Annotated in this window: 21 protein-coding genes; 11 read left to right on the forward strand and 10 right to left on the reverse strand. The window is 39.1% G+C overall.

The window, feature by feature from the left end; all coding sequences use genetic code 11:
* The first annotated feature begins 105 nt into the window (after nucleotides 1-105).
* From aat to ACYQ0E_RS07725, 8 genes are all read left to right on the forward strand, one after another.
* Nucleotides 106-885 (forward strand): leucyl/phenylalanyl-tRNA--protein transferase, encoded by a 780-nt coding sequence (gene aat, locus ACYQ0E_RS07690; protein ID WP_460187653.1) that lies wholly within the window; start codon nucleotides 106-108, stop codon nucleotides 883-885.
* Nucleotides 886-1,193: 308 nt separating this feature from the next.
* Nucleotides 1,194-1,595 carry a succinate dehydrogenase, cytochrome b556 subunit gene (locus ACYQ0E_RS07695; protein WP_460187654.1) on the forward strand — a complete coding sequence of 134 codons (402 nt, stop codon included), beginning with the start codon at nucleotides 1,194-1,196 and terminating at the stop codon, nucleotides 1,593-1,595.
* A complete protein-coding gene (gene sdhD, locus ACYQ0E_RS07700) occupies nucleotides 1,592-1,966 on the forward strand; it encodes a succinate dehydrogenase, hydrophobic membrane anchor protein (RefSeq protein ID WP_460187655.1) in 375 nt (124 codons plus the stop codon). The genes ACYQ0E_RS07695 and sdhD overlap by 4 nt, the downstream gene beginning before the upstream one ends.
* 163 nt (nucleotides 1,967-2,129) lie before the next feature.
* Nucleotides 2,130-3,959 carry a succinate dehydrogenase flavoprotein subunit gene (gene sdhA / locus ACYQ0E_RS07705; protein ID WP_460187656.1) on the forward strand — a complete coding sequence of 610 codons (1,830 nt, stop codon included), beginning with the start codon at nucleotides 2,130-2,132 and terminating at the stop codon, nucleotides 3,957-3,959.
* A 66-nt stretch (nucleotides 3,960-4,025) separates the two neighbouring features.
* Nucleotides 4,026-4,724: a succinate dehydrogenase iron-sulfur subunit gene (locus tag ACYQ0E_RS07710; RefSeq protein ID WP_460187657.1), complete on the forward strand. Its 699-nt coding sequence runs from the start codon at nucleotides 4,026-4,028 to the stop codon at nucleotides 4,722-4,724.
* A gap of 18 nt (nucleotides 4,725-4,742) precedes the next feature.
* Nucleotides 4,743-5,093: a succinate dehydrogenase assembly factor 2 gene (locus tag ACYQ0E_RS07715; protein ID WP_460187658.1), complete on the forward strand. Its 351-nt coding sequence runs from the start codon at nucleotides 4,743-4,745 to the stop codon at nucleotides 5,091-5,093.
* Nucleotides 5,094-5,154: 61 nt separating this feature from the next.
* On the forward strand, nucleotides 5,155-5,373 hold the full coding sequence (infA, locus tag ACYQ0E_RS07720) for a translation initiation factor IF-1 (protein WP_029407455.1): 219 nt from the start codon (nucleotides 5,155-5,157) through the stop codon (nucleotides 5,371-5,373).
* Nucleotides 5,374-5,630: 257 nt separating this feature from the next.
* On the forward strand, nucleotides 5,631-6,647 hold the full coding sequence (locus ACYQ0E_RS07725; RefSeq protein WP_460186738.1) for an IS110 family RNA-guided transposase: 1,017 nt from the start codon (nucleotides 5,631-5,633) through the stop codon (nucleotides 6,645-6,647).
* 350 nt (nucleotides 6,648-6,997) lie between these two features.
* Here ACYQ0E_RS07725 and ACYQ0E_RS07730 read toward each other — a convergent pair whose 3' ends face one another.
* The 5 genes from ACYQ0E_RS07730 to clpS form a co-directional block, all read right to left on the reverse strand.
* Entirely contained in the window at nucleotides 6,998-8,218 is a 1,221-nt protein-coding gene (locus ACYQ0E_RS07730; protein WP_460187659.1) for a hypothetical protein, read from the reverse strand.
* 379 nt (nucleotides 8,219-8,597) lie between these two features.
* Nucleotides 8,598-9,614, reverse strand: a complete 1,017-nt coding sequence (locus tag ACYQ0E_RS07735; RefSeq protein WP_460186738.1) for an IS110 family RNA-guided transposase — start codon at nucleotides 9,612-9,614, stop codon at nucleotides 8,598-8,600.
* Nucleotides 9,611-9,889: a hypothetical protein gene (locus tag ACYQ0E_RS07740; protein ID WP_460187660.1), complete on the reverse strand. Its 279-nt coding sequence runs from the start codon at nucleotides 9,887-9,889 to the stop codon at nucleotides 9,611-9,613. Before ACYQ0E_RS07740 ends, ACYQ0E_RS07735 begins: the two co-directional genes overlap by 4 nt.
* 304 nt (nucleotides 9,890-10,193) lie before the next feature.
* Nucleotides 10,194-12,437, reverse strand: a complete 2,244-nt coding sequence (gene clpA / locus ACYQ0E_RS07745; protein ID WP_460187661.1) for an ATP-dependent Clp protease ATP-binding subunit ClpA — start codon at nucleotides 12,435-12,437, stop codon at nucleotides 10,194-10,196.
* 2 nt (nucleotides 12,438-12,439) lie between these two features.
* Nucleotides 12,440-12,757 (reverse strand): ATP-dependent Clp protease adapter ClpS, encoded by a 318-nt coding sequence (gene clpS, locus ACYQ0E_RS07750; protein WP_460187662.1) that lies wholly within the window; start codon nucleotides 12,755-12,757, stop codon nucleotides 12,440-12,442.
* Nucleotides 12,758-13,146: 389 nt separating this feature from the next.
* Between clpS and ACYQ0E_RS07755 the strand changes: the two genes are divergently transcribed.
* Complete coding sequence (locus ACYQ0E_RS07755) at nucleotides 13,147-13,719, forward strand: PhnA domain-containing protein (protein ID WP_460187663.1); 573 nt, start codon at nucleotides 13,147-13,149, stop codon at nucleotides 13,717-13,719.
* Between the two features lie 137 nt (nucleotides 13,720-13,856).
* Here the strand turns inward: ACYQ0E_RS07755 and ACYQ0E_RS07760 are convergent, their stop codons facing one another.
* The gene (locus ACYQ0E_RS07760; protein WP_460187664.1) at nucleotides 13,857-14,024 is read right to left on the reverse strand and encodes a DUF2986 domain-containing protein; all 168 of its coding nucleotides are present in this window, start codon (nucleotides 14,022-14,024) and stop codon (nucleotides 13,857-13,859) included.
* Nucleotides 14,025-14,167: 143 nt separating this feature from the next.
* On the opposite strand from ACYQ0E_RS07760, the gene ACYQ0E_RS07765 reads away from it, so the two are divergent.
* Nucleotides 14,168-14,884 carry a YebC/PmpR family DNA-binding transcriptional regulator gene (locus ACYQ0E_RS07765; RefSeq protein ID WP_460187665.1) on the forward strand — a complete coding sequence of 239 codons (717 nt, stop codon included), beginning with the start codon at nucleotides 14,168-14,170 and terminating at the stop codon, nucleotides 14,882-14,884.
* 104 nt (nucleotides 14,885-14,988) lie between these two features.
* On the forward strand, nucleotides 14,989-15,945 hold the full coding sequence (locus ACYQ0E_RS07770) for a sensor domain-containing diguanylate cyclase (RefSeq protein WP_460187666.1): 957 nt from the start codon (nucleotides 14,989-14,991) through the stop codon (nucleotides 15,943-15,945).
* A 152-nt stretch (nucleotides 15,946-16,097) separates the two neighbouring features.
* On the opposite strand, the gene ACYQ0E_RS07775 is transcribed toward ACYQ0E_RS07770, so the two are convergent.
* The 4 genes from ACYQ0E_RS07775 to ACYQ0E_RS07790 form a co-directional block, all read right to left on the reverse strand.
* Nucleotides 16,098-16,637, reverse strand: a complete 540-nt coding sequence (locus tag ACYQ0E_RS07775) for a YaeQ family protein (protein ID WP_460187667.1) — start codon at nucleotides 16,635-16,637, stop codon at nucleotides 16,098-16,100.
* A 69-nt stretch (nucleotides 16,638-16,706) separates the two neighbouring features.
* Nucleotides 16,707-17,828, reverse strand: coding sequence for a tRNA 2-selenouridine(34) synthase MnmH (gene mnmH / locus ACYQ0E_RS07780; RefSeq protein ID WP_460187668.1), 1,122 nt, complete (start codon nucleotides 17,826-17,828; stop codon nucleotides 16,707-16,709).
* Nucleotides 17,828-18,898 carry a selenide, water dikinase SelD gene (selD, locus tag ACYQ0E_RS07785; RefSeq protein ID WP_460187669.1) on the reverse strand — a complete coding sequence of 357 codons (1,071 nt, stop codon included), beginning with the start codon at nucleotides 18,896-18,898 and terminating at the stop codon, nucleotides 17,828-17,830. Before selD ends, mnmH begins: the two co-directional genes overlap by 1 nt.
* 219 nt (nucleotides 18,899-19,117) lie before the next feature.
* A complete protein-coding gene (locus ACYQ0E_RS07790) occupies nucleotides 19,118-19,897 on the reverse strand; it encodes a ribonuclease H1 domain-containing protein (RefSeq protein ID WP_460187670.1) in 780 nt (259 codons plus the stop codon).
* Nucleotides 19,898-20,026: the final 129 nt, after the last annotated feature.

Raw genomic sequence — 20,026 nt, forward strand, 5'->3', positions numbered from 1 at the left:
TGGGTTATGTTTTTAATTGTGATATTCTATCGCATATTACAAAACCACGGCGATAAGTTGCCGTAAATAATCACGATGAATGCTCGCAAAATTTAGAATGCCTTTATGACAAACCACACAAACCCCGTTCCTTTTTGGCTTGATACCCAACCTGTTACCTTTCCACCCAGTCGCTTAGCGATGACTGAACCCGATGGTTTATTAGCGGTGGGCGGTGATTTAACACCAGAGTGGCTATTAATGGCTTACAGCAAAGGTATTTTTCCGTGGTTTAATCCTGGCGAACCTATTCTTTGGTGGTCACCTAATCCACGCAGTGTCTTATTTATTGACCATCTAAAAATCAGTAAAAGTTTACGTAAAACCATTAATAAACATCTTAAATCAAAAGACCTTAAAGTCACTTTTGACCAAGATTTTAGTGCGGTTATGCAAGCGTGTTCACAAGTACCGCGAGAGGGTCAAGATGGCACTTGGATTACTGACGATATGTTAAAAGCATACAGCGCGTTACATAAAGCTGGGCATGCGCATTCGGTAGAGGTTTGGTATCAAGAAGAACTCGTGGGCGGCCTGTACGGCGTAAGTATTGGGCAAATGTTTTATGGTGAATCAATGTTTGCCAAAATGACAGATGCTTCCAAGATTGCGTTAGTAGCCTTATCACTTCAACTTAAAGAATGGGGCTTTAGCTTAATTGATACTCAAGTAGAAACACCGCATTTAAATAGTTTAGGTGCCGATTTAATTAGCCGTGATACTTTTGAAGACTTGATTGAAGTTTTAACACAACAACCCTTTTCAGCGGCTAAGTGGACACTATCAGATAACTGGCCTGAGTGGATAACACCACATATACAACAACAAATTAACAGTCAGTATTGATTATTAGCGCTTACATTAGTTTGTACGATTAATTCAATATTCAATTAAATAGAGACCTTTGCACGAGACCATGAACACATAAAAACAGCTATAATCCTCTATCTTCAAGCTAAAAAATCCGCCCAATAATTCGTTATTATGCGTATTTTTCAGCCTAAATCTAAAGAATTCTATCTTGTTTTTCTTGTGCCCCTGACTCGTGCAAAGGTCTCAAATAAATTTTTCGCCTCAATGACATGATTGCTTTTGATGTTTTGAAGCGTCGGGAGTAACATATACATTTAAACAGCTCATAAAAAGAGGTTTAGATGTATCAACATCCAGGTAATCGACCACGCTTTTTACGTTTAACTTCCTTTCATTTTCCGTTAAACGCCAAACTTTCTGCTTTACATCGCATTACAGGTCTTATGCTTATAGCAAGTTTATTGGGTTATCTTGCTCTATTTAACCTAATTGTATTTCATCCAAACGTCACCATAAGCAGCGTGGCTAATCACTGTATTCATAAGTGTCTTTATAGTCTATTTTGGTCAGCCTTAGCATTTCATTGGTTAACAGGGTTAAGGCATTTATTAACTCAACACTTCACACAGCCCCATATCTATCAAAAAATTAACAGCCTTAGTACAAATCTTCTCATAATCACCTTATGGTGTTTAATCACAGTTTTGATTATTTACCAGGCCTGGTCAGGTTTTACAGTATGAATCCTTTACGTGTATTTGGTTTTAAATTAACGGGCGTTAAAGCCCATAAATGGCAAACTTACAGTGCCTTATACTTATGGTTATTTTTCCCCTATTTAGCGTGGAAAACCCACTCTTTACAGTTAGAAACAAGTTTACCAATACAATCCGAGCCAACAGTTTGGACAACTTTGCTTTTTAGCCCTATTTTTACTGTAATCAGCGGCATAGCCTTTATTTTAATTTTGGTTCACGCATGGGTAGGTTTACGCGACATTATGATTGATTACCTACCGCAAACCCGTGTGCAATTTTGGTTACAACTCTATGCGTTATTTTTATTATGTATTTTGTTAGATGTGCTGTATTTAATAAGCCAACTGATCAGTTAAATCATCATAAAACCTTTGCACGACGAGTTAGAAACCAGAGTTAGGAACTAGAGTTAAGTACCTGCTAATTACCAAACAACAACAAGTTTTAAACCATATAAACGCTATTACATATAAACGCTATTACCCAATGAAGGGTTAAAACACTACTGAGCACAACCTTATGACAAATACTCAAAACGATAATCTGTCCAACCCTTTACCAAGCCAACATTTTGATGCCGTCATCGTTGGCGCTGGCGGTGCGGGTTTACGTGCGGCCTTACAACTCACCGGTTCTAATTCAGATTTAAAAGTTGCGGTGGTATCAAAAGTATTTCCTACACGTTCACACACCGTTGCTGCTCAAGGTGGTATTAATGCTGCACTTGGAAATGTTACGCCCGATAACTGGCAATGGCACATGTACGACACCATCAAAGGCAGTGATTATTTAGGCGATCAAGACGCCATTGAATTTATGTGCCAAGAAGCCGCTGAAATTGTGCGAGAGTTAGAACACTTTGGTGTACCCTTTTCTCGGCTTGATAATGGCAAAATTTATCAACGCGCTTTTGGTGGTCAAAGCCAAGATTATGGCAAAGAACAAGCCTACCGAACTTGTGCAGCCGCCGACCGTACAGGTCACGCAATACTGCATTCGCTTTATCAACAAAACATTCATCAAGGCACCACTATTTTTGAAGAATTTTATGCTATTGATTTACTAAAAGACACCCAAGGCAATTTAGCAGGCCTGGTCATTATGAATATTCATAACGGTCAATATCAAATTCTTAAAAGTCAGCAAATCATGTTAGCCACAGGCGGCGCTGGGCAAGTCTTTAGAACCAATACCAATGCCACCATAAATACGGGCGATGGTTTAGGCATGGTATTACGTGCCGGTTACCCATTACAAGATATGGAATTTTGGCAGTTTCATCCAACTGGCGTAGCGGGCAAAGGCATGTTAATTTCAGAAGCCGCACGTGGTGAAGGCGGCGTTCTCAAAAATGCCAATGGTGAAGCCTTTATGCAACGTTACGCACCACATGTTAAAGACCTCGCCTCTCGCGATGTGGTCTCTAGAGCCATTGCCATTGAAGTAAACGAAGGCCGAGGCTGTGGGCCAAATAAAGACCACGTACTTTTAGATTTAACGCACTTAGATGCCAATATCATTAAAGAACGTTTGCCCGGCATTCGAGACATTAGTATGACGTTTTTAGACGTAGACCCTGTTGATCAAGCCGTGCCAATTTTTCCAACTTGTCACTATATGATGGGCGGTATTCCTACCAATATTAATGGCCAGGTAATCACCCAAGACAGCAATGGCCAATCGCACGTTGTTAAAGGCCTTTATGCCATTGGTGAATGTGCTTGTGTTTCGGTTCATGGCGCAAACCGCCTGGGTGGAAACTCCTTATTAGATATCGTCGTCTTTGGCCGTAAAGCGGCACAAACTTTGGTTGAAGAACAACAAAAAGTCACTCCTTCGCTCTTACCAGATATCGACAGCCAATCATTAAACCAAGTATTAACACGAATTCAGCGCTGGACAGCACCGCCAACAAACTCAGCTTCTACACAAACAGAACAAGATAGCGTGAGTTTAATTAAACAAGACCTTCAAAAAATCATGGAACAAGGTTGCAGCGTATTTAGACAAGCCGACACCATGCAAAAAGCCCTAGACTCACTGCCCGCCATTGAAAAACGATTACAAAAAGTCACCCTAACGGACAATAGCTCAATCTTTAATATAGAGCGCCTAGCAGCCTTTGAACTAGAAAACCTGCTAGACATTGCTTATGCCACCGTTACATCGGCATTGGCACGCCAAGAGAGCCGTGGTGCACATACACGCGTAGATTACCCTGAACGAGATGACCAGGCCTGGTTAAAACACAGTTTGTATTTTCACCAAACCCGAAGTTTAGCCTATAAACCCGTTAATCTCACACCCAAAACACACGCCCCGTTTGAACCCAAACCCCGTGTGTATTGATTACCAGTTTTAATCTTAGCCAATTTTTTTGCAAAGCAAGCGTACAAAACCTTTAAAGGAAAAATGATGCAACTCATTATTAATCGCTTTAACCCAGAAACCGATAAAGCCCCTTACGATAAAACCTACTTTGTAGAAGATCATCTCATCTCAGCCGACATGATGTTACTAGACCTTTTACACCTAGTACGAGAACAAGACCCCACGCTCGGTTTTCGATTCTCTTGCCAAGAAGGCGTTTGTGGTTCAGATGGAATGAATGTAAATGGTAAAAATCATTTAAGCTGCATTACGCGTGTATCAACGCTTACACAACCAATTATAATTAAACCCCTACCAGGCCTGCCAATTATTAAAGATCTTATTATTGATATGAGCTTGTTTTATACCCAATATCAAAACGTACAACCTTTTTTACAAACGCGTGAACTCAACCCAAATCAAGAACACCTACAATCTCCGCAAGAACGCGCCAAGTTAGATGGCAGTTACGAATGCATACTCTGTGGTTGCTGTTCTACCGCCTGCCCCTCTTTTTGGTGGAACCCAAATGAATTTGCTGGCCCTGCGGCATTATTGGCAGCACAACGGTTTATTATTGACTCAAGAGACATTGAACATAACGCTCGAATTAAATCACTTGATAACCCAACCACCGTGTTTCGTTGTCGTCATATTCAAAATTGTACCGATTCATGTCCCAAAGGCTTAAACCCAAGCCGAGCGATACAAGAACTAAAATCGACAATGCTTAAAGAAAGTTAAAAGGATGATTTTTTAACCATGAAAAATGCAATCCGCAAAACCTGCACAAACGCACCATCCCCTCTTTCAAACAACACATTTGAATTATGGCAAAAAAAGACGTTATTTCTATGTAAACGAGGAAATTTAGAAACCGAACTCCTATTACAAAGCTATATTCATTCTCTAAATTCCTTATTAACTGATGATAATAAACAAGAAACAATTAAAAACAAAACTCAACTTATTGACCAGCTGTTACAAGAAACCGAACAAAATCTATTTCATTGGTTGCTAAATGTGCAAAATAGCGCCTCAACACCTGTAAACCCCATTCCACCGCACTTTTTACCCTTAATTAAAGAAATAAGAGATAATTATTTGAAATAAAACAAATAAATTTGTTATAATCCGCGCACAAATTTTTATAGAAAGGGTGTAAACAAAGCTTATGGCAAAACAAGATGTAATTGAATTCGACGGTGTCGTTCTAGAAACTTTACCGAACACAATGTTTAAAGTAGAACTAGAAAATGGTCACCAAATTTTGGCACACATTTCTGGACGCATGCGTAAAAACTACATCCGAATTCTTGCCGGCGATGCCGTAAAAGTAGAATTAACGCCTTACGACCTAACAAAAGGTCGTATCACTTACCGCGGTAAATAAACCCAAGTAAGTTGAGAGAAATTCAAAAACCTTTCTAAATAAAAAACCCCTTAGTAGCAAAGGTTACTAAGGGGTTTTTTATTATCTAAGATATTTAGTATCCAGTTTTATGAAAGAACGTCAATAAAGCCTAACCGTCCAATTTATTGGGGGGAACTTCAGTCTGATGGTATGGACACGCCCATCATACAAAACGGCTTTACGAATGCATTGAGCCAGTATGATAAAGGTGTAATCTCAAACAAAGGAGCGTGCCCATGACTAAAGATATTACTACTATTGGTGTTGATATTGCAAAACATACCTTTCATTTAGTCTTTGCTAATCAACAAGGTAAACCGATTCAGCGTAAGCAATTGAATCGGTCAAAATTTAAAGAACTCATCCAAACTCATGAGATAACAACATTTGTTCTTGAAGCCTGTGGCACCAGTCATTATTGGGCTCGGACCATTCAACAGGCAGGCCACGAGGTAAAGCTCATTAACCCTGCCTTTGTAAAACCGTTTGTGATGTCCAATAAGAATGACTTTAATGACGCGACTGCCATTATCGTGGCCGCAAACCAACCCACTATGCGTTATGTCTCACCAAAATCCACCGAACAGCAAGATGTTCTGATGCTCCATCGCGTTCGTGAACGTATGGTCAATCAGAAAACCGCACTCATCAACCAAATTCGAGGGTTATTGGCCGAATTCGGCATTGTGATTAAAGGTGGTGCTAAAAGTTTGATGGCCGAACTGCCTTTTACCTTGGAAGATCCTGAAAATGGTTTATCTCCTTTAGCAAGGGAGCAGTTTTATCTGCTTTATCAGGAGTTAAAACAAGCGGATCAACGTCTTAGTGAACAAAGTGCAAAAATTGAACGTTTAGCACAGCAAGATCCGGTGGCATCTAAATTACAAAAACTGCCTGGGGTGGGCTTTTTAACGGCTTCAGCCATTGCGGCTTCTGTCGGTGATCCTCTGGAGTTTAAAAACGGTCGCCAATTTTCTGCATGGCTAGGTCTCGTTCCAAAACAAAACTCCACAGGGGGCAAAAATGTCTTGCTTAGTATAAGCAAACGAGGTGATGGTTATTTAAGGCGGCTGTTAGTTCAAGGCGCATTAACTGCGATTGCTCGAAGTAAAGGCAATGATAACCAAGTCACTTGGGCCAAAAAGTTACGGCAAGCCAAATGTATTCAAGTAGCCGCGGTTGCCCTAGCGAATAAGACAGCAAGAATTATGTGGTCATTAATGGCACACAATAAAGAGTACCAAGTGATGTAGTTAAACTCTGTTACTAGACTACTTCACTTTAACAACTTACCTTGAAAAGCAAAGCTCATGGTAAAACGGGTTAATCCCACCTTGGCAAGGCCTGAATTTGGGGTCTGAGACATAGGTCTCGTGAGTCTGATGAGGAGCCAAGGTGCGGATAACATGATGGCTAGCCGGGTGCCTTAAGCCCGACACTTAAGAGCCGAATATACGACCGCTTAACTCGCTTTTAACCCTAGCCGGCGAAGCTGCGCAAAAAGGTAACTAGTGAATTTAAAATGCTGAAAAATGCATTAATGGAATTTTATTGCTTGAAATCTAGGGCGTGTCCATATATGACCCCATTGATTCATTTACCCTTAAAGTTCATTTCCAGCATCAATATAGTGGTTAAAAGTGGCCTCATTCATTGGCCTAATTTGCCTATCTATTTGCATTTTTAGATGAGAACGAGCCCCTTCCGTTATAATCATTTTTTTGGTTTTCATATTGAACAATATCGCCTCACCGTCTTCGAACATTGATAAATAAGATTGGTATTGTTCTTGGGTATTAATAAGCACATCACCAAAGGTAATAAAATCACCTACCTGAGAGGTCGCCAGTGATTTCCCTCCTCGAACATAGAGACGTAGGGTGTTTTCTTCAGTTTCATGCCAAGGCTGCTTTAGCTTACGAACCTTTAAAGTATCTAAATCTATCTCAACGTTTCCACGGGTGTTCAGAGTTTTATAACTACTGTCTGCAAAAGCCTCATCTCCTAAAAAAGGTTCAGCCTCTTGCAAGTATATTTTTTTTAAATCATATGAATACCGAATGGTCGGAGGGTCATACCACCCTGCTATTTGCTTAAATTGAGCAATAAAAATCGGCTTAAGAGAAGGTTTTTCAAAAATGACTAATCTAGATTTATGCCCTTTTATTAAGTAATAAGGACCTACGGACTCATTTGTAGCAACGATGACTTGAGCAAGCTGTTTACTCTTATTAATTAATAAGGTTTGATAAGATGGGTTAGGACCCAAAAGTTTGGCTCTAGGAGGAATATTAGGGTCAATAAAAGCAATACTCCCAACTTCACCCAGGTCATAAGTACTGAGCACTTTAAACTCCGTTTTACCGATCTCTCCTTCTTTCCTTGAATCTTTAGAAATCATCATTACAAATCGATTTTTATCTAAAAAAGCGGCATAGCCTTGCTTATTAAGACTGAACGTTTTAATGAGTTTTTCATTGACCAAATCAATCAACGAAACATTTAAGTAGTTAAATATAACTAGCCTTTTACCATCATTGGTAATGTGCATGCTGGCACCGCCGTACTGCTTATAAGAGAGATTAAGTTGTTTAAGGTCAATGGTGTGGAGTTTTTTAAAGGGCTTCATTTGGTACTTAAGCAGCAAGCCTTTTCTGTTCACACTATAAAAGGTTTTACCCTCTTGCTCTAAAACCAGAGGTGAATAACCATTTTGATTATAAAGCTTGCCAATCCGTTGTTCTGGTTGCGCTTTTTTCGTATTTTTGTTTTCAGCTATTTCAGAGGCCAGTACATTGAGTGGTAGAACCCAAAACAAAACCACAGCAATATAAGATTGCCAATTCTTTTTATTTTTTAATTTATCAACGGGGTCATATATGGACACGCCCTAGATTTCAAGCAATAAAATTCCATTAATGCATTTTTCAGCATTTTAAATTCACTAGTTACCTTTTTGCGCAGCTTCGCCGGCTAGGGTTAAAAGCGAGTTAAGCGGTCGTATATTCGGCTCTTAAGTGTCGGGCTTAAGGCACCCGGCTAGCCATCATGTTATCCGCACCTTGGCTCCTCATCAGACTCACGAGACCTATGTCTCAGACCCCAAATTCAGGCCTTGCCAAGGTGGGATTAACCCGTTTTACCATGAGCTTTGCTTTTCAAGGTAAGTTGTTAAAGTGAAGTAGTCTAGTAACAGAGTTTAACTACATCACTTGGTACTCTTTATTGTGTGCCATTAATGACCACATAATTCTTGCTGTCTTATTCGCTAGGGCAACCGCGGCTACTTGAATACATTTGGCTTGCCGTAACTTTTTGGCCCAAGTGACTTGGTTATCATTGCCTTTACTTCGAGCAATCGCAGTTAATGCGCCTTGAACTAACAGCCGCCTTAAATAACCATCACCTCGTTTGCTTATACTAAGCAAGACATTTTTGCCCCCTGTGGAGTTTTGTTTTGGAACGAGACCTAGCCATGCAGAAAATTGGCGACCGTTTTTAAACTCCAGAGGATCACCGACAGAAGCCGCAATGGCTGAAGCCGTTAAAAAGCCCACCCCAGGCAGTTTTTGTAATTTAGATGCCACCGGATCTTGCTGTGCTAAACGTTCAATTTTTGCACTTTGTTCACTAAGACGTTGATCCGCTTGTTTTAACTCCTGATAAAGCAGATAAAACTGCTCCCTTGCTAAAGGAGATAAACCATTTTCAGGATCTTCCAAGGTAAAAGGCAGTTCGGCCATCAAACTTTTAGCACCACCTTTAATCACAATGCCGAATTCGGCCAATAACCCTCGAATTTGGTTGATGAGTGCGGTTTTCTGATTGACCATACGTTCACGAACGCGATGGAGCATCAGAACATCTTGCTGTTCGGTGGATTTTGGTGAGACATAACGCATAGTGGGTTGGTTTGCGGCCACGATAATGGCAGTCGCGTCATTAAAGTCATTCTTATTGGACATCACAAACGGTTTTACAAAGGCAGGGTTAATGAGCTTTACCTCGTGGCCTGCCTGTTGAATGGTCCGAGCCCAATAATGACTGGTGCCACAGGCTTCAAGAACAAATGTTGTTATCTCATGAGTTTGGATGAGTTCTTTAAATTTTGACCGATTCAATTGCTTACGCTGAATCGGTTTACCTTGTTGATTAGCAAAGACTAAATGAAAGGTATGTTTTGCAATATCAACACCAATAGTAGTAATATCTTTAGTCATGGGCACGCTCCTTTGTTTGAGATTACACCTTTATCATACTGGCTCAATGCATTCGTAAAGCCGTTTTGTATGATGGGCGTGTCCATACCATCAGACTCGATTGATTTATGCTTTTGGGTAATGGGTAGCACTTTTGAGAGTTTTGTTTGTGAAGCTTTGGCAGGTTGAGACGTTTTACTTTTGCCCGTTGGCACAATTTGACCTGTGGCGGTGGCCACAATATTTGCTGGAATAAAACGCTGAAAAAAAAGCGGAAATGAAATAATAAGAAACATTAACCCATATTAATGCAAAACACATTAACAGGTAAACACTTTTACGTATTTTAATCGTTTTTTAGCATTTCACTTTGATTTGAATATCTAAATGAGACCTTTGCTCGAATCATAGACAAAGGTCTTTAAATTAAGTTCAATCGGTTTTACCAGGCCTGGTAAAACCTGTAGCCATTTATACTTTGTAAGCACAAGGCATGTCCTGTGGCCATTAATACTTTGTAGGCACAGGACATGTCCTAAAAATGAATGATCAATTTAACCTAAAGAGATAAGTTCAAATTAATTCCAAATTAATGGCAGGTTATTTTTCAACCTTTTCAAAGGTCAGTGCATCGTCTTTACAGTCAATAAAGACTTCGCCACCGTGTTGTAAATCACCAAACAGTAATTTTTCGGCCAGTGGTTGTTTGACCTTTTCTTGAATCAATCGTTCCATTGGACGTGCGCCCATTAGTGGATCATAGCCTTTGGTGGCTAGCCAATGACGTGCGGCATCACTTAACTTAACGGTTACTTTTTTATCGGCCAAGGCGTTTTCTAACGCATAAATAAACTTATTCACCACCGATTCCATAGACTCTTCAGATAAACGATCAAACTGAATAACCGCATCTAATCGGTTGCGGAACTCAGGGGTAAAGACTTTTTTAAGCTCGGCATCAAAGTCCATTGTATGATCTTGTAAGGTAAAGCCCATGCTAGAGCGTGCCATTTGCTCTGCCCCAACATTAGAGGTCATAATTAAAGTAATGTTTCTAAAGTCGGCTTTACGGCCGTTATTATCGGTCAAGGTTCCGTGGTCCATCACTTGTAATAACAAGTTAAAGACATCTGGGTGCGCCTTTTCAATTTCATCTAATAACACAACCGCATGTGGGTTTTTAGCGACTGCTTCGGTTAATAGTCCACCTTGGTCATAACCTACATAACCCGGAGGCGCACCAATTAAACGTGAAACCGTGTGACGTTCCATATATTCGGACATATCAAAACGCAACATTTCCACGCCCATGTGATTGGCTAATTGCTGAGTCAATTCTGTTTTACCTACACCGGTTGGCCCTGCAAATAAAAACGAAGCCGTAGGTTTATTTGGGTTATTTAAACCAGAACGCGCCAAATGAATGGCTGATGTTACTTTTTCTACCGCTGCATTTTGACCAAAAATCACGCGTTTTAAATTGGCTTCTAAATCAAATAGCTTGTCTTTCTCTTTTTGGGTAATTTGCGAAACTGGAATACGCGCAATACTGGCAACTACGTGCTGTACTTCTGCCACACCAATTTGTTTTTTACGTTTACTGGCAACCGCCAAAGCTTGTTTAGCGCCTGCTTCATCAATAATATCAATGGCTTTATCGGGCAAATGACGATCTGTTAAATAGCGTGCTGATAAAGCCACTGCTTCTTTTAACGCCGGTAACGTGTATTTAATATTGTGATGTTCTTCATATTTCGCTTTTAAGCCTTTTAATATTTCAAAAGTCTCTTGCTGAGTTGGTTCTTTGACATCTACTTTTTGAAAACGTCTTGCTAAGGCACGATCTTTTTCAAATACACCACGATACTCTTCATACGTTGTAGCACCCAAGCAACGTAGTTTGCCTGAAGATAGTGAAGGCTTCATTAAGTTAGACGCATCCATTGCGCCACCTTGCACCGCACCTGCACCAATTACGGTATGAATTTCATCAATAAATAAAATCGCGTGTTGTTGTTCTTCTAATGCTTTTAACAGCGCTTTAAAACGTTTTTCAAAGTCTCCACGGTAACGCGTGCCTGCTAATAAAGCGCCCATGTCCAAACTGTAAACGACCGCATCTTCAAGGATCTCTGGTACTTTTTTATGCACAATTTGATAAGCCAAACCTTCCGCAACCGCTGTTTTACCTACGCCTGGTTCACCCACTAATAACGGATTATTTTTGCGACGACGACTTAATACTTCCAATGTACGGTTCAGTTCCCACTCACGACCAATAATAGGATCTATTTTTCCATCTACAACCGATTGATTTAGATTGCTGGTAAAACTTTCTAAAGGAGATTTTTTACTTTCACCACCGGCATCAAGCTGTTCATCGTCATTCTCAGTATTGGCAGGCAAATACTCATCACTTTCTGAAGCAGTAACCCCATGTGATAAAAAGCTTAAAACGTCAACACGCTCAACCCCGTTACTTTCTAATAAAAATACCGCTTGAGAATCTTGTTCTGCATATAAAGAAGCCAATACATGCACAGCAGTCACTTCTGGGTAACCATTAGATTGCACCAAATAAATAGCACGCTCAATCACTCGCTGAAAGCTCATGGTAGGTTGCAATTCATCTGGTTTACGGCTTACCATTTCAGATTCTAAAAAACGCTCCAAGCCTTCTTCTATGGCAACAATATCGGCACCGCATGCCGCAACAACTTCTTGTACTTCTGGCACACCTAATAATTCGAGTAATAAATGCTCTAGGGTCACAAACTCGTGTTCATATTCATGCGCCACACTAAAAGCATTGCTTAGGGTCATTTGTAATTCTTTACTTAACATTCTTAGGCAACCTCTAATTGGCACATTAATGGGTGTTTATTTTGACGAGAATAACTGTTTACCTGCTGTACTTTCATCTCAGCAATTTCACGACTAAATACACCACAAACCCCTTTTCCGTCGTGATGAACAGCCAACATTACCGCACTCGCTTGTAACTCATCCATAGCAAAAAAACGCTGCAATACATCCACCACAAAATCCATTGGGGTGTAATCATCATTTAATAAAACCACTTGATATTTTTTGGGCGGTTTTACTTTGGGTTTGGCCGTTTCTAGTAATAAATTACCGTCGTCATATTCGGATGAATAAGGCATTTTTCTTTTTAATTCCGTACTTAATAGAGTTTAAAACCGTAAAGTTTAAACCCGTAGTTTTTTGTTGAGTTATTGACTTATTCTACATCAAAGCAAAAACAGTTCCTTAAAAGCTGTAGATTTATACTTTAATTTTTTGTGATATTTAAGAGTAAGGTTTCAATCGATATCATTAATAAAAAATATGGGGTGTAAATTCTCTATTTCAAGACTATAAATAACAATAATCCATATAGATTAGCGATTAAACCAGTAACGTAAACTAAATAAATTTTGCTAACAAAAGACAACTTTTAACCACTTTTTTTAAAGGGTTTAATGACTTTTAAGCTCAAATAATGCATAATACGCACCTTAAAAATTAACCAACCTTAAAAAAGGATTTTCTTATGAGCGTAGAACAAGCTTTAATTAGCCGTAGTGGTAACAAATGTGAATTATGTGGCGCAGAACACGATTTATCGGTTTTTGAAGTTGCTCCCAGCGATGGTTCTGAAGAACAAACGGTATTGGTTTGTGGAACCTGTAAATCGCAAATGGAAAATCCTGAAACGATTGATGTAAATCACTGGCGTTGTTTAAATGACAGCATGTGGTCACCTACACCTGCTGTACAAGTACTTTCTTACAGAATGCTACATGCCCTACGTGCTGAAGTTTGGCCACAAGATCTACTTGATATGATGTATTTAGATGATGATATGAAAGCTTGGGCTGATGCTGGCATTATTGAAGAAGAAAATGATGACACAACACCAACTAAAGACAGTAACGGTACAATCTTAAATGAAGGCGATGATGTTACCCTAATTAAAGATTTAGATGTTAAAGGGGCCAACTTTACAGCAAAACGTGGCACCTTAGTAAAAGGCATTCACTTAACAGATAACCCTTTACACATTGAAGGTAAAGTAAACGGCACACAAATTGTACTTGTTTCAGCCTTTTTGAAAAAAGCTTAAGAAATCCATTTTACCAGGCCTGGCATCTCCTTTGGCCATCTATGTTCTGTGAACACAGGGTAAATTAAAAGCCAATCAATATCAGTAACACTACCTGCTGATACAGATTGGCTTTTTCGTTATTACAGGTTAGTAAATCAATGTTCAACCGCTTCATTGTTTTCTGATGGGGATTGCTCAGCATTTTCTGCTGCTTCACGATCGGCTTTTGCAATATAAGGTTCTTTATTTTTAGGAAACCGTTTTGCCTTAGCCTGTTTTAATTTTTTTTCAAATTTTTGTCTGATTTTCTTCTGTCGGTTCATAATTTTGTCCTAATTCATCCGTTATTACATATTTTTTATCATAATTAAGAGCGATTTTAGAGCAAAAACTCATAATAAATGATGGAATTGTGTAAAATTTACCGCACAAATATTTAATTGCATTTTTAATGGAGCATAAATCAATGGGAAGAGCTTTTCAAAACCGCAAAGAATCCATGGCCAAAACCTCGGATCAAAAAGCCAAGGTATACAGTAAATACAGTCGTGAAATCTATGTTTGTGCTAAATCTGGTGGCGTTGAAACGGAAGGTAACCTAGCGTTACAAGCTCTAATTGATAGAGCCAAAAAAGACCAAGTGCCCGCTCACGTTATCGAAAAAGCCATTGATAAAGCCAAAGGTGGTGGCGGTGAAGATTTTGCTGCTGCACGTTACGAAGGTTATGGCCCAGGAAACACAATGGTTATTATTGAGTGTTTAACCGATAACCCTAACCGCACATTTGGTGATGTGCGCCATTGCTTTACTAAAACAAATTGTAAAATTGGTACTCAAGGTAGTGTGGCTCACATGTTTGACCACTCAGCTATTTTGGTATTTGTTGGAGACGATGAAGAAGCCGCTTTAGATGCTCTTATGATGGCAGATGTTGATGTAACTGACATTGAAGCTGAAGATGGAAAAATCACAGTATTTGCTCCGCATACTGAATACTTTAAAGCTAAAAACGCCCTAAAAGAAGCCTTTGAAGGTATTGAATTTGAAGTGGATGAAATTCAATTTGTGCCTCAAATGACCAAAACCATTGAAGGTGAAGACCTTGAAATGTTTGAAAAATTTATTGAACTTCTTGAAGATTTAGATGATGTTCAAAAAGTATATTACGACGCAGAGTTTTAAATACCAACGTCTTAAATGGCCATTACCTAACTCAAAATGGTCATTTAAGCGCCGTTTTAAGATATTTAGTGAATATAAATCACCAACAAAAAATCTATTAAAACATGCATAAATCTAATCATCATAATGGTCAAAACCTAATTCGAGAACTCGAATCCATTCTTCATGACGTTCATCGTTATTCTGATATGGTGAATAAACATGTTATTACCTCTACCACTGATTTAAACGGCATTATCACCAGTGTAAGCCAAGCTTTTTGTGCCAGTTCTGGCTATAGCGAACAAGAGCTTATTGGTAAAAAACACAATCTTTTTAAGCATCCAGACACACCAAATAGCCTATTTAAAGAACTCTGGAATACCATTAAATTAGGTAAGTCTTGGCAAGGTGAAATTAAAAACTTAAAAAAAGACAATGAGACCTATTGGTCTGATATGAACATTGACCCAATTCGCAATAGTGATGGCAAAATCACAGGGTATTTATCAATCAGTCGTGACATTACTGACCATAAACGAATTGAAAGTCTTACTATTACCGATGAATTAACAGGCGCACATAATCGTCGTTTTTATAACCGAACTTTACCCATAGAAATTGAACGTGCTCGTCGTGATAATCACTTTTTATGCTTAATGATGATGGACGTTGATAACTTTAAAAAATACAACGATACCTACGGTCACCAAGCTGGAGATGAGGTTTTAAAAGAAATTGTTAGCTCATCTAAAAAGTGTTTTAAACGTGCTGGCGACTTTGTTTTTAGACTAGGCGGTGAAGAATTTGCGGTTCTATTTAGCGTGGATGAAGCAGAAAAAGCCCGAGCGATTGCAGAACGTTGTCGCAAAGTTATTCAAGATAAAAACATAGCCCATTCGGGTAATAGTCCTTATTTTGCAATTACCGTTTCTGTTGGGATTATGATTATGGATCCAAAAAATACCTACATTACCGAAGAAATTTATAAATACGCTGATGAAGCGTTATACGCGGCTAAACGTTATGGACGAAACTGCGTGGTTGTTCATGAAATAGACGATGATATAGAACTATTTTAATCTCAAACAATCTCTTTGATTATTATCAATCACCCTCACCATTATTATCACGCCTGACCCACGTACCGTCATTATCACGTCTGACTCACGCACTGTGATTATCACAATTGACTCAGGTACCGTCATTATCGGGCTTGACCCGATAATCTAATCTACTGCTGTTCCAAAAACGTCTTACAAACCACTTCACAATCGCCTTTATCCGTTGTTACATAAGCTGATTCATCTGAAATAGTCACCGACATATCGGTCGTTCTTTCTACCAGGCCTGCTAAATTTTGAATTTGTTTATTATCAAAAGAGTAAAAACTCGCTTTTAACTTGCTAAATTTGGCTTCGCCCTGCTTCCACCACACTTCGGCTTTACTGTTAAAACTGTACACTTTTACTTCTCGGGCTAGGGTTGTTGCCTTTTTAACTCGATCAAAAGCGGGTTCACCAATATCAATCCACAACATCAATTGATCATCTAATGTTCTTACCCAAATATCAGGGTCTTCAATGGAACTCAGGCCTTTAGTAAAATCTAAAAATTCTTGATAATTCCAACAATAAGCCATGACTCTAGCCATCATTCGTTCTACATTTTCAGACGGGTGCATAGCCACCGTTAACGCCATAGAATCATAGACATCACGATTCATATCAGAAAGCGAAATTTTAAATTTATAAATGGTTGGTTTTAAAGCCATTTGGCATTACCTTTATTTTAGAAACATTTGTTTGAGATTCGTGAGCAGAGTAAATATTTAAAACCTATTTTAGGCATTTAAATAATCAATCACTTCTGAAATAGTGCCTTTAAAAATAACCTCTTGGTCATTTTTTTGCATTTGATAGTCATACATTGGGTCGTAATATTCTGCTAACAGTATTTTTATCCAAGCCTGGTGTTCTTGAGTTGAGCCTGTTTGTAATTGGCTTTTCATGGCTAAATCAAATTGTTCTATAACACGCTGATAACGTTCACCACCCAGTCGTTTTTGAATGCGTTGCATGGCGGCACGCATAAAAACTTCCCACTCTTCAATGCTGTTATACTCTTGCTGAGCTTGCACCACGTATTCATCCAAAGTAATAGCAATACGGTCTTCTAAAGGCGTTTCTACCACAACTCTTTTACCGTTTTTTAAAGTATCAAACAACTCTTTAGAAAAATTGACTGAACCGATATTACGCCCTTCATCTTCAACCACTAAGCGGGTTGGATTGGTTTCCATAAAACGTATCAGGGCCATAGCCAAATTATTTTCAAAATCAATTTGAGTCGGTTGTGGTGTGGCGTGGCGACCAAACGCGGAGCCTCTGTGATGCGCTAAACCTTCTAAATCTATGGCATTGTTGAGCTGTTGAATCACAATGGTTTTACCTGCACCTGTGCGTCCAGCTAAGACAATTTGTTGTAAATTATCTTGCTCAATTTTCTGTTTTACCAGGCCTGGTAAATTGTCTAAATAATCAATTAAATAACGTCTAAAGGCTTTATAACCGCCCTTTAAACGCACTATTTCACGGCCTGCGTCTTGCAACCATTGTTGCGATATTTTAGAACGCATTCCGCCTCTAAAGCAGTAAAGTAATGCATCTGGGTTAGCATCCATAAAAGCGGCCCAAGATTCTACTCTACCTTCTCTAGTCTGTTCGTTTACCAGTTGATGACCTAATTTAACCGCGGCTTCATTACCGTGTTCTTTGTAACAAATCCCGACTGCTTGACGTTCATCATCATTCATTAATGGCAAATTAGTTGCCGAGCTAAACGCACCTTGCGTAAATTCAACAGGCGCGCGTACATCAATTAACGGTGTTTGGTTTAACACAATAGATTTGAAATCATCCATTTGCGGTAATTCATTTGGAAAATCTGTGATTTTTACCGTCATTAAACTACCTCAACGCAATGCGTTTGTGCTGAGACTGCAACGGTTTTACCAATTGATTCAAGCTCTAAACCGTACGTTTTAGCAACGGCTTTAAATTCTGAAATAGCGTCTTTTCTCACGGCAGCCAATAAACCACCCGAAGTTTGCGGATCACATAAAATCATTTTTTGAGTTTCACTTAAAACACCATTCACCGCAGACACTTTATGACCGTAGCTTTCAAAGTTACGCCCTGTTCCACCTGGCGTGCAACCTTGTTGTAGGTAATTTAATACGTGAGGTAAAATCGGCACCTTATCAAACTCAATTTGTGCGGCAATGCCACTGCCTTCACAAATCTCAATTAGGTGGCCTAAAATACCAAAACCAGTTACATCTGTTAATGCTGTAACGCCATCAATTTTGGCAAAATCGGTTCCCGGTTTATTTAACGTCGTCATGGCTTTAATCGCCATATCTAAATGTTCTGGCTGTATTTTTTTCTGTTTTTGAGCGGTGGTTAAAATACCAATACCAACTGGCTTGGTTAAAAACAGCTCGCAATCCGTTTCGGCAGATGCATTCTTTTTAAGGTGTTTGTTTTCAACAATCCCTGTTACGGCTAAACCAAAAATTGGCTCGGGTGCATCAATAGAATGCCCACCTGCCAGTGGAATTCCAGCTTCTTCACAGGTTGAGCGCCCGCCTTCTATTACCTGTTGCCCAACTTCTGCGGGTAAAACATCAATAGGCCAGCCAAAAATAGCAATGGCCATTAAAGGTTTTCCGCCCATGGCGTAAATATCACTAATAGCATTAGTGGCGGCAATTTTGCCAAACGTAAAAGGATCATCCACAATCGGCATAAAAAAGTCAGTGGTACTTAACACTGATGTGCCGTTACCTAAATCGTAAGCCGCAGCGTCATCTTTAGTGCTATTGCCAACCAATAAATTGGGATTAGGCACAATATTCATGGAGGTTTTTAAAATACTGTCCAAAACCATTGGCGAAATTTTACAACCGCAACCTGCACCGTGACTGTATTCGGTCAGCTTAACGGGCTCATTATCACTGTCTGTCTTTTTCATTAAAGCTGTCCTTTTTGATCGTTATTGTGCAAATTGCCACATTCGCGATTTAGCAATAGTTTTAAATACGGTTCTATATTTTTAGCCTGTGATCACATAACAAAGATGGCCACTGGACATACCAGGCCTGGTAAAACGGCAAATATAAATCAATTTACACCAACTTAAGTTAATTTAAACAAAACTTAATTAGTTTACAAAACAATCATTTTTCTAAACTTAACCAGCCTGCATTTTTAAAATTTTAGGTATATTTATCGGTTCAGGAAAACGAACCATATCCGTTTCTTTTTGTGCCACAGCCACCATCGTCATTCGGTCAGCGAGTTCATTACCTTCTACTCCCACATGGCCATTAACGTGTAACACTTTAATTTTATCTTTTAAGGTTTGATGCAGTTCAAACATTGGCTTGATTAAATCTAGGTTTTTAATCTCTCCACCTGGTTTTTTCCAGCCTTTCTTTTGCCAACCAATTGCCCATTGCGTAACGCATTGTATGGAGTATTTTGAATCACATAGAATAGCGACAGAATGGCCGTGTTCTAACTCGGATTTTGCCATGATTAAAGCTTGATTAAGTGCATTTAGCTCTGCGGTATTATTGGTGCCCATTGGGTTATATAAGCCGTACCAAAGTTCAGCAACTTTATTATTGCGATACACCGCCATACCTGAACCTGCTTGACCAGGATTAGGATTACATCCGCCATCGGTAAAGATTTTTACATCTATATTCATGGCATCTATTTCAGCAGCGGTATAGGTTTTAATACCGTTTACTGCAGGTTTCTTTTTAATGGCACTGCTAGATTTTGAAGTTGAGCTCATTGATGAGCTTGCAGCTGAACCGCTAAACGCCTGTTGCGCTTCTGCTTGCGTAGGAAACGATTTATATTTTGCACCTGCAAACTTTTCTACTTGTGCTTTACAGCTATTCCAATCGGTATAAATACCAGGTTTTCTTCCCGCCCAAACTACGTAATATTTTTTTGCCATGGTTTTTCTATTTCTTATATTTATATTGTTTTAATATCACCACGAAGACACGAAGTCACGAAGATTTAAAGAGAGGTAAAGCACACATTTAATTACTTAAAAAACACCTCAATAAAGCATTTAAAATAA

This window comes from Thiomicrorhabdus hydrogeniphila (genome assembly GCF_054656895.1).

Excerpts from the sequence above, each read along its gene's own strand:
- aat (WP_460187653.1), top strand. The coding sequence starts at position 106 with ATGACAAACCACACAAACCCCGTTCCTTTTTGGCTTGATACCCAACCT.
- ACYQ0E_RS07695 (WP_460187654.1), top strand. The coding sequence starts at position 1,194 with ATGTATCAACATCCAGGTAATCGACCACGCTTTTTACGTTTAACTTCC.
- sdhD (WP_460187655.1), top strand. The coding sequence starts at position 1,592 with ATGAATCCTTTACGTGTATTTGGTTTTAAATTAACGGGCGTTAAAGCC.
- sdhA (WP_460187656.1), top strand. The coding sequence starts at position 2,130 with ATGACAAATACTCAAAACGATAATCTGTCCAACCCTTTACCAAGCCAA.
- ACYQ0E_RS07710 (WP_460187657.1), top strand. The coding sequence starts at position 4,026 with ATGCAACTCATTATTAATCGCTTTAACCCAGAAACCGATAAAGCCCCT.
- ACYQ0E_RS07715 (WP_460187658.1), top strand. The coding sequence starts at position 4,743 with ATGAAAAATGCAATCCGCAAAACCTGCACAAACGCACCATCCCCTCTT.
- infA (WP_029407455.1), top strand. The coding sequence starts at position 5,155 with ATGGCAAAACAAGATGTAATTGAATTCGACGGTGTCGTTCTAGAAACT.
- ACYQ0E_RS07725 (WP_460186738.1), top strand. The coding sequence starts at position 5,631 with ATGACTAAAGATATTACTACTATTGGTGTTGATATTGCAAAACATACC.
- ACYQ0E_RS07735 (WP_460186738.1), bottom strand. The coding sequence starts at position 9,614 with ATGACTAAAGATATTACTACTATTGGTGTTGATATTGCAAAACATACC.
- ACYQ0E_RS07740 (WP_460187660.1), bottom strand. The coding sequence starts at position 9,889 with ATGTTTCTTATTATTTCATTTCCGCTTTTTTTTCAGCGTTTTATTCCA.
- clpA (WP_460187661.1), bottom strand. The coding sequence starts at position 12,437 with ATGTTAAGTAAAGAATTACAAATGACCCTAAGCAATGCTTTTAGTGTG.
- clpS (WP_460187662.1), bottom strand. The coding sequence starts at position 12,757 with ATGCCTTATTCATCCGAATATGACGACGGTAATTTATTACTAGAAACG.
- ACYQ0E_RS07755 (WP_460187663.1), top strand. The coding sequence starts at position 13,147 with ATGAGCGTAGAACAAGCTTTAATTAGCCGTAGTGGTAACAAATGTGAA.
- ACYQ0E_RS07760 (WP_460187664.1), bottom strand. The coding sequence starts at position 14,024 with ATGAACCGACAGAAGAAAATCAGACAAAAATTTGAAAAAAAATTAAAA.
- ACYQ0E_RS07765 (WP_460187665.1), top strand. The coding sequence starts at position 14,168 with ATGGGAAGAGCTTTTCAAAACCGCAAAGAATCCATGGCCAAAACCTCG.
- ACYQ0E_RS07770 (WP_460187666.1), top strand. The coding sequence starts at position 14,989 with ATGCATAAATCTAATCATCATAATGGTCAAAACCTAATTCGAGAACTC.
- ACYQ0E_RS07775 (WP_460187667.1), bottom strand. The coding sequence starts at position 16,637 with ATGGCTTTAAAACCAACCATTTATAAATTTAAAATTTCGCTTTCTGAT.
- mnmH (WP_460187668.1), bottom strand. The coding sequence starts at position 17,828 with ATGACGGTAAAAATCACAGATTTTCCAAATGAATTACCGCAAATGGAT.
- selD (WP_460187669.1), bottom strand. The coding sequence starts at position 18,898 with ATGAAAAAGACAGACAGTGATAATGAGCCCGTTAAGCTGACCGAATAC.
- ACYQ0E_RS07790 (WP_460187670.1), bottom strand. The coding sequence starts at position 19,897 with ATGGCAAAAAAATATTACGTAGTTTGGGCGGGAAGAAAACCTGGTATT.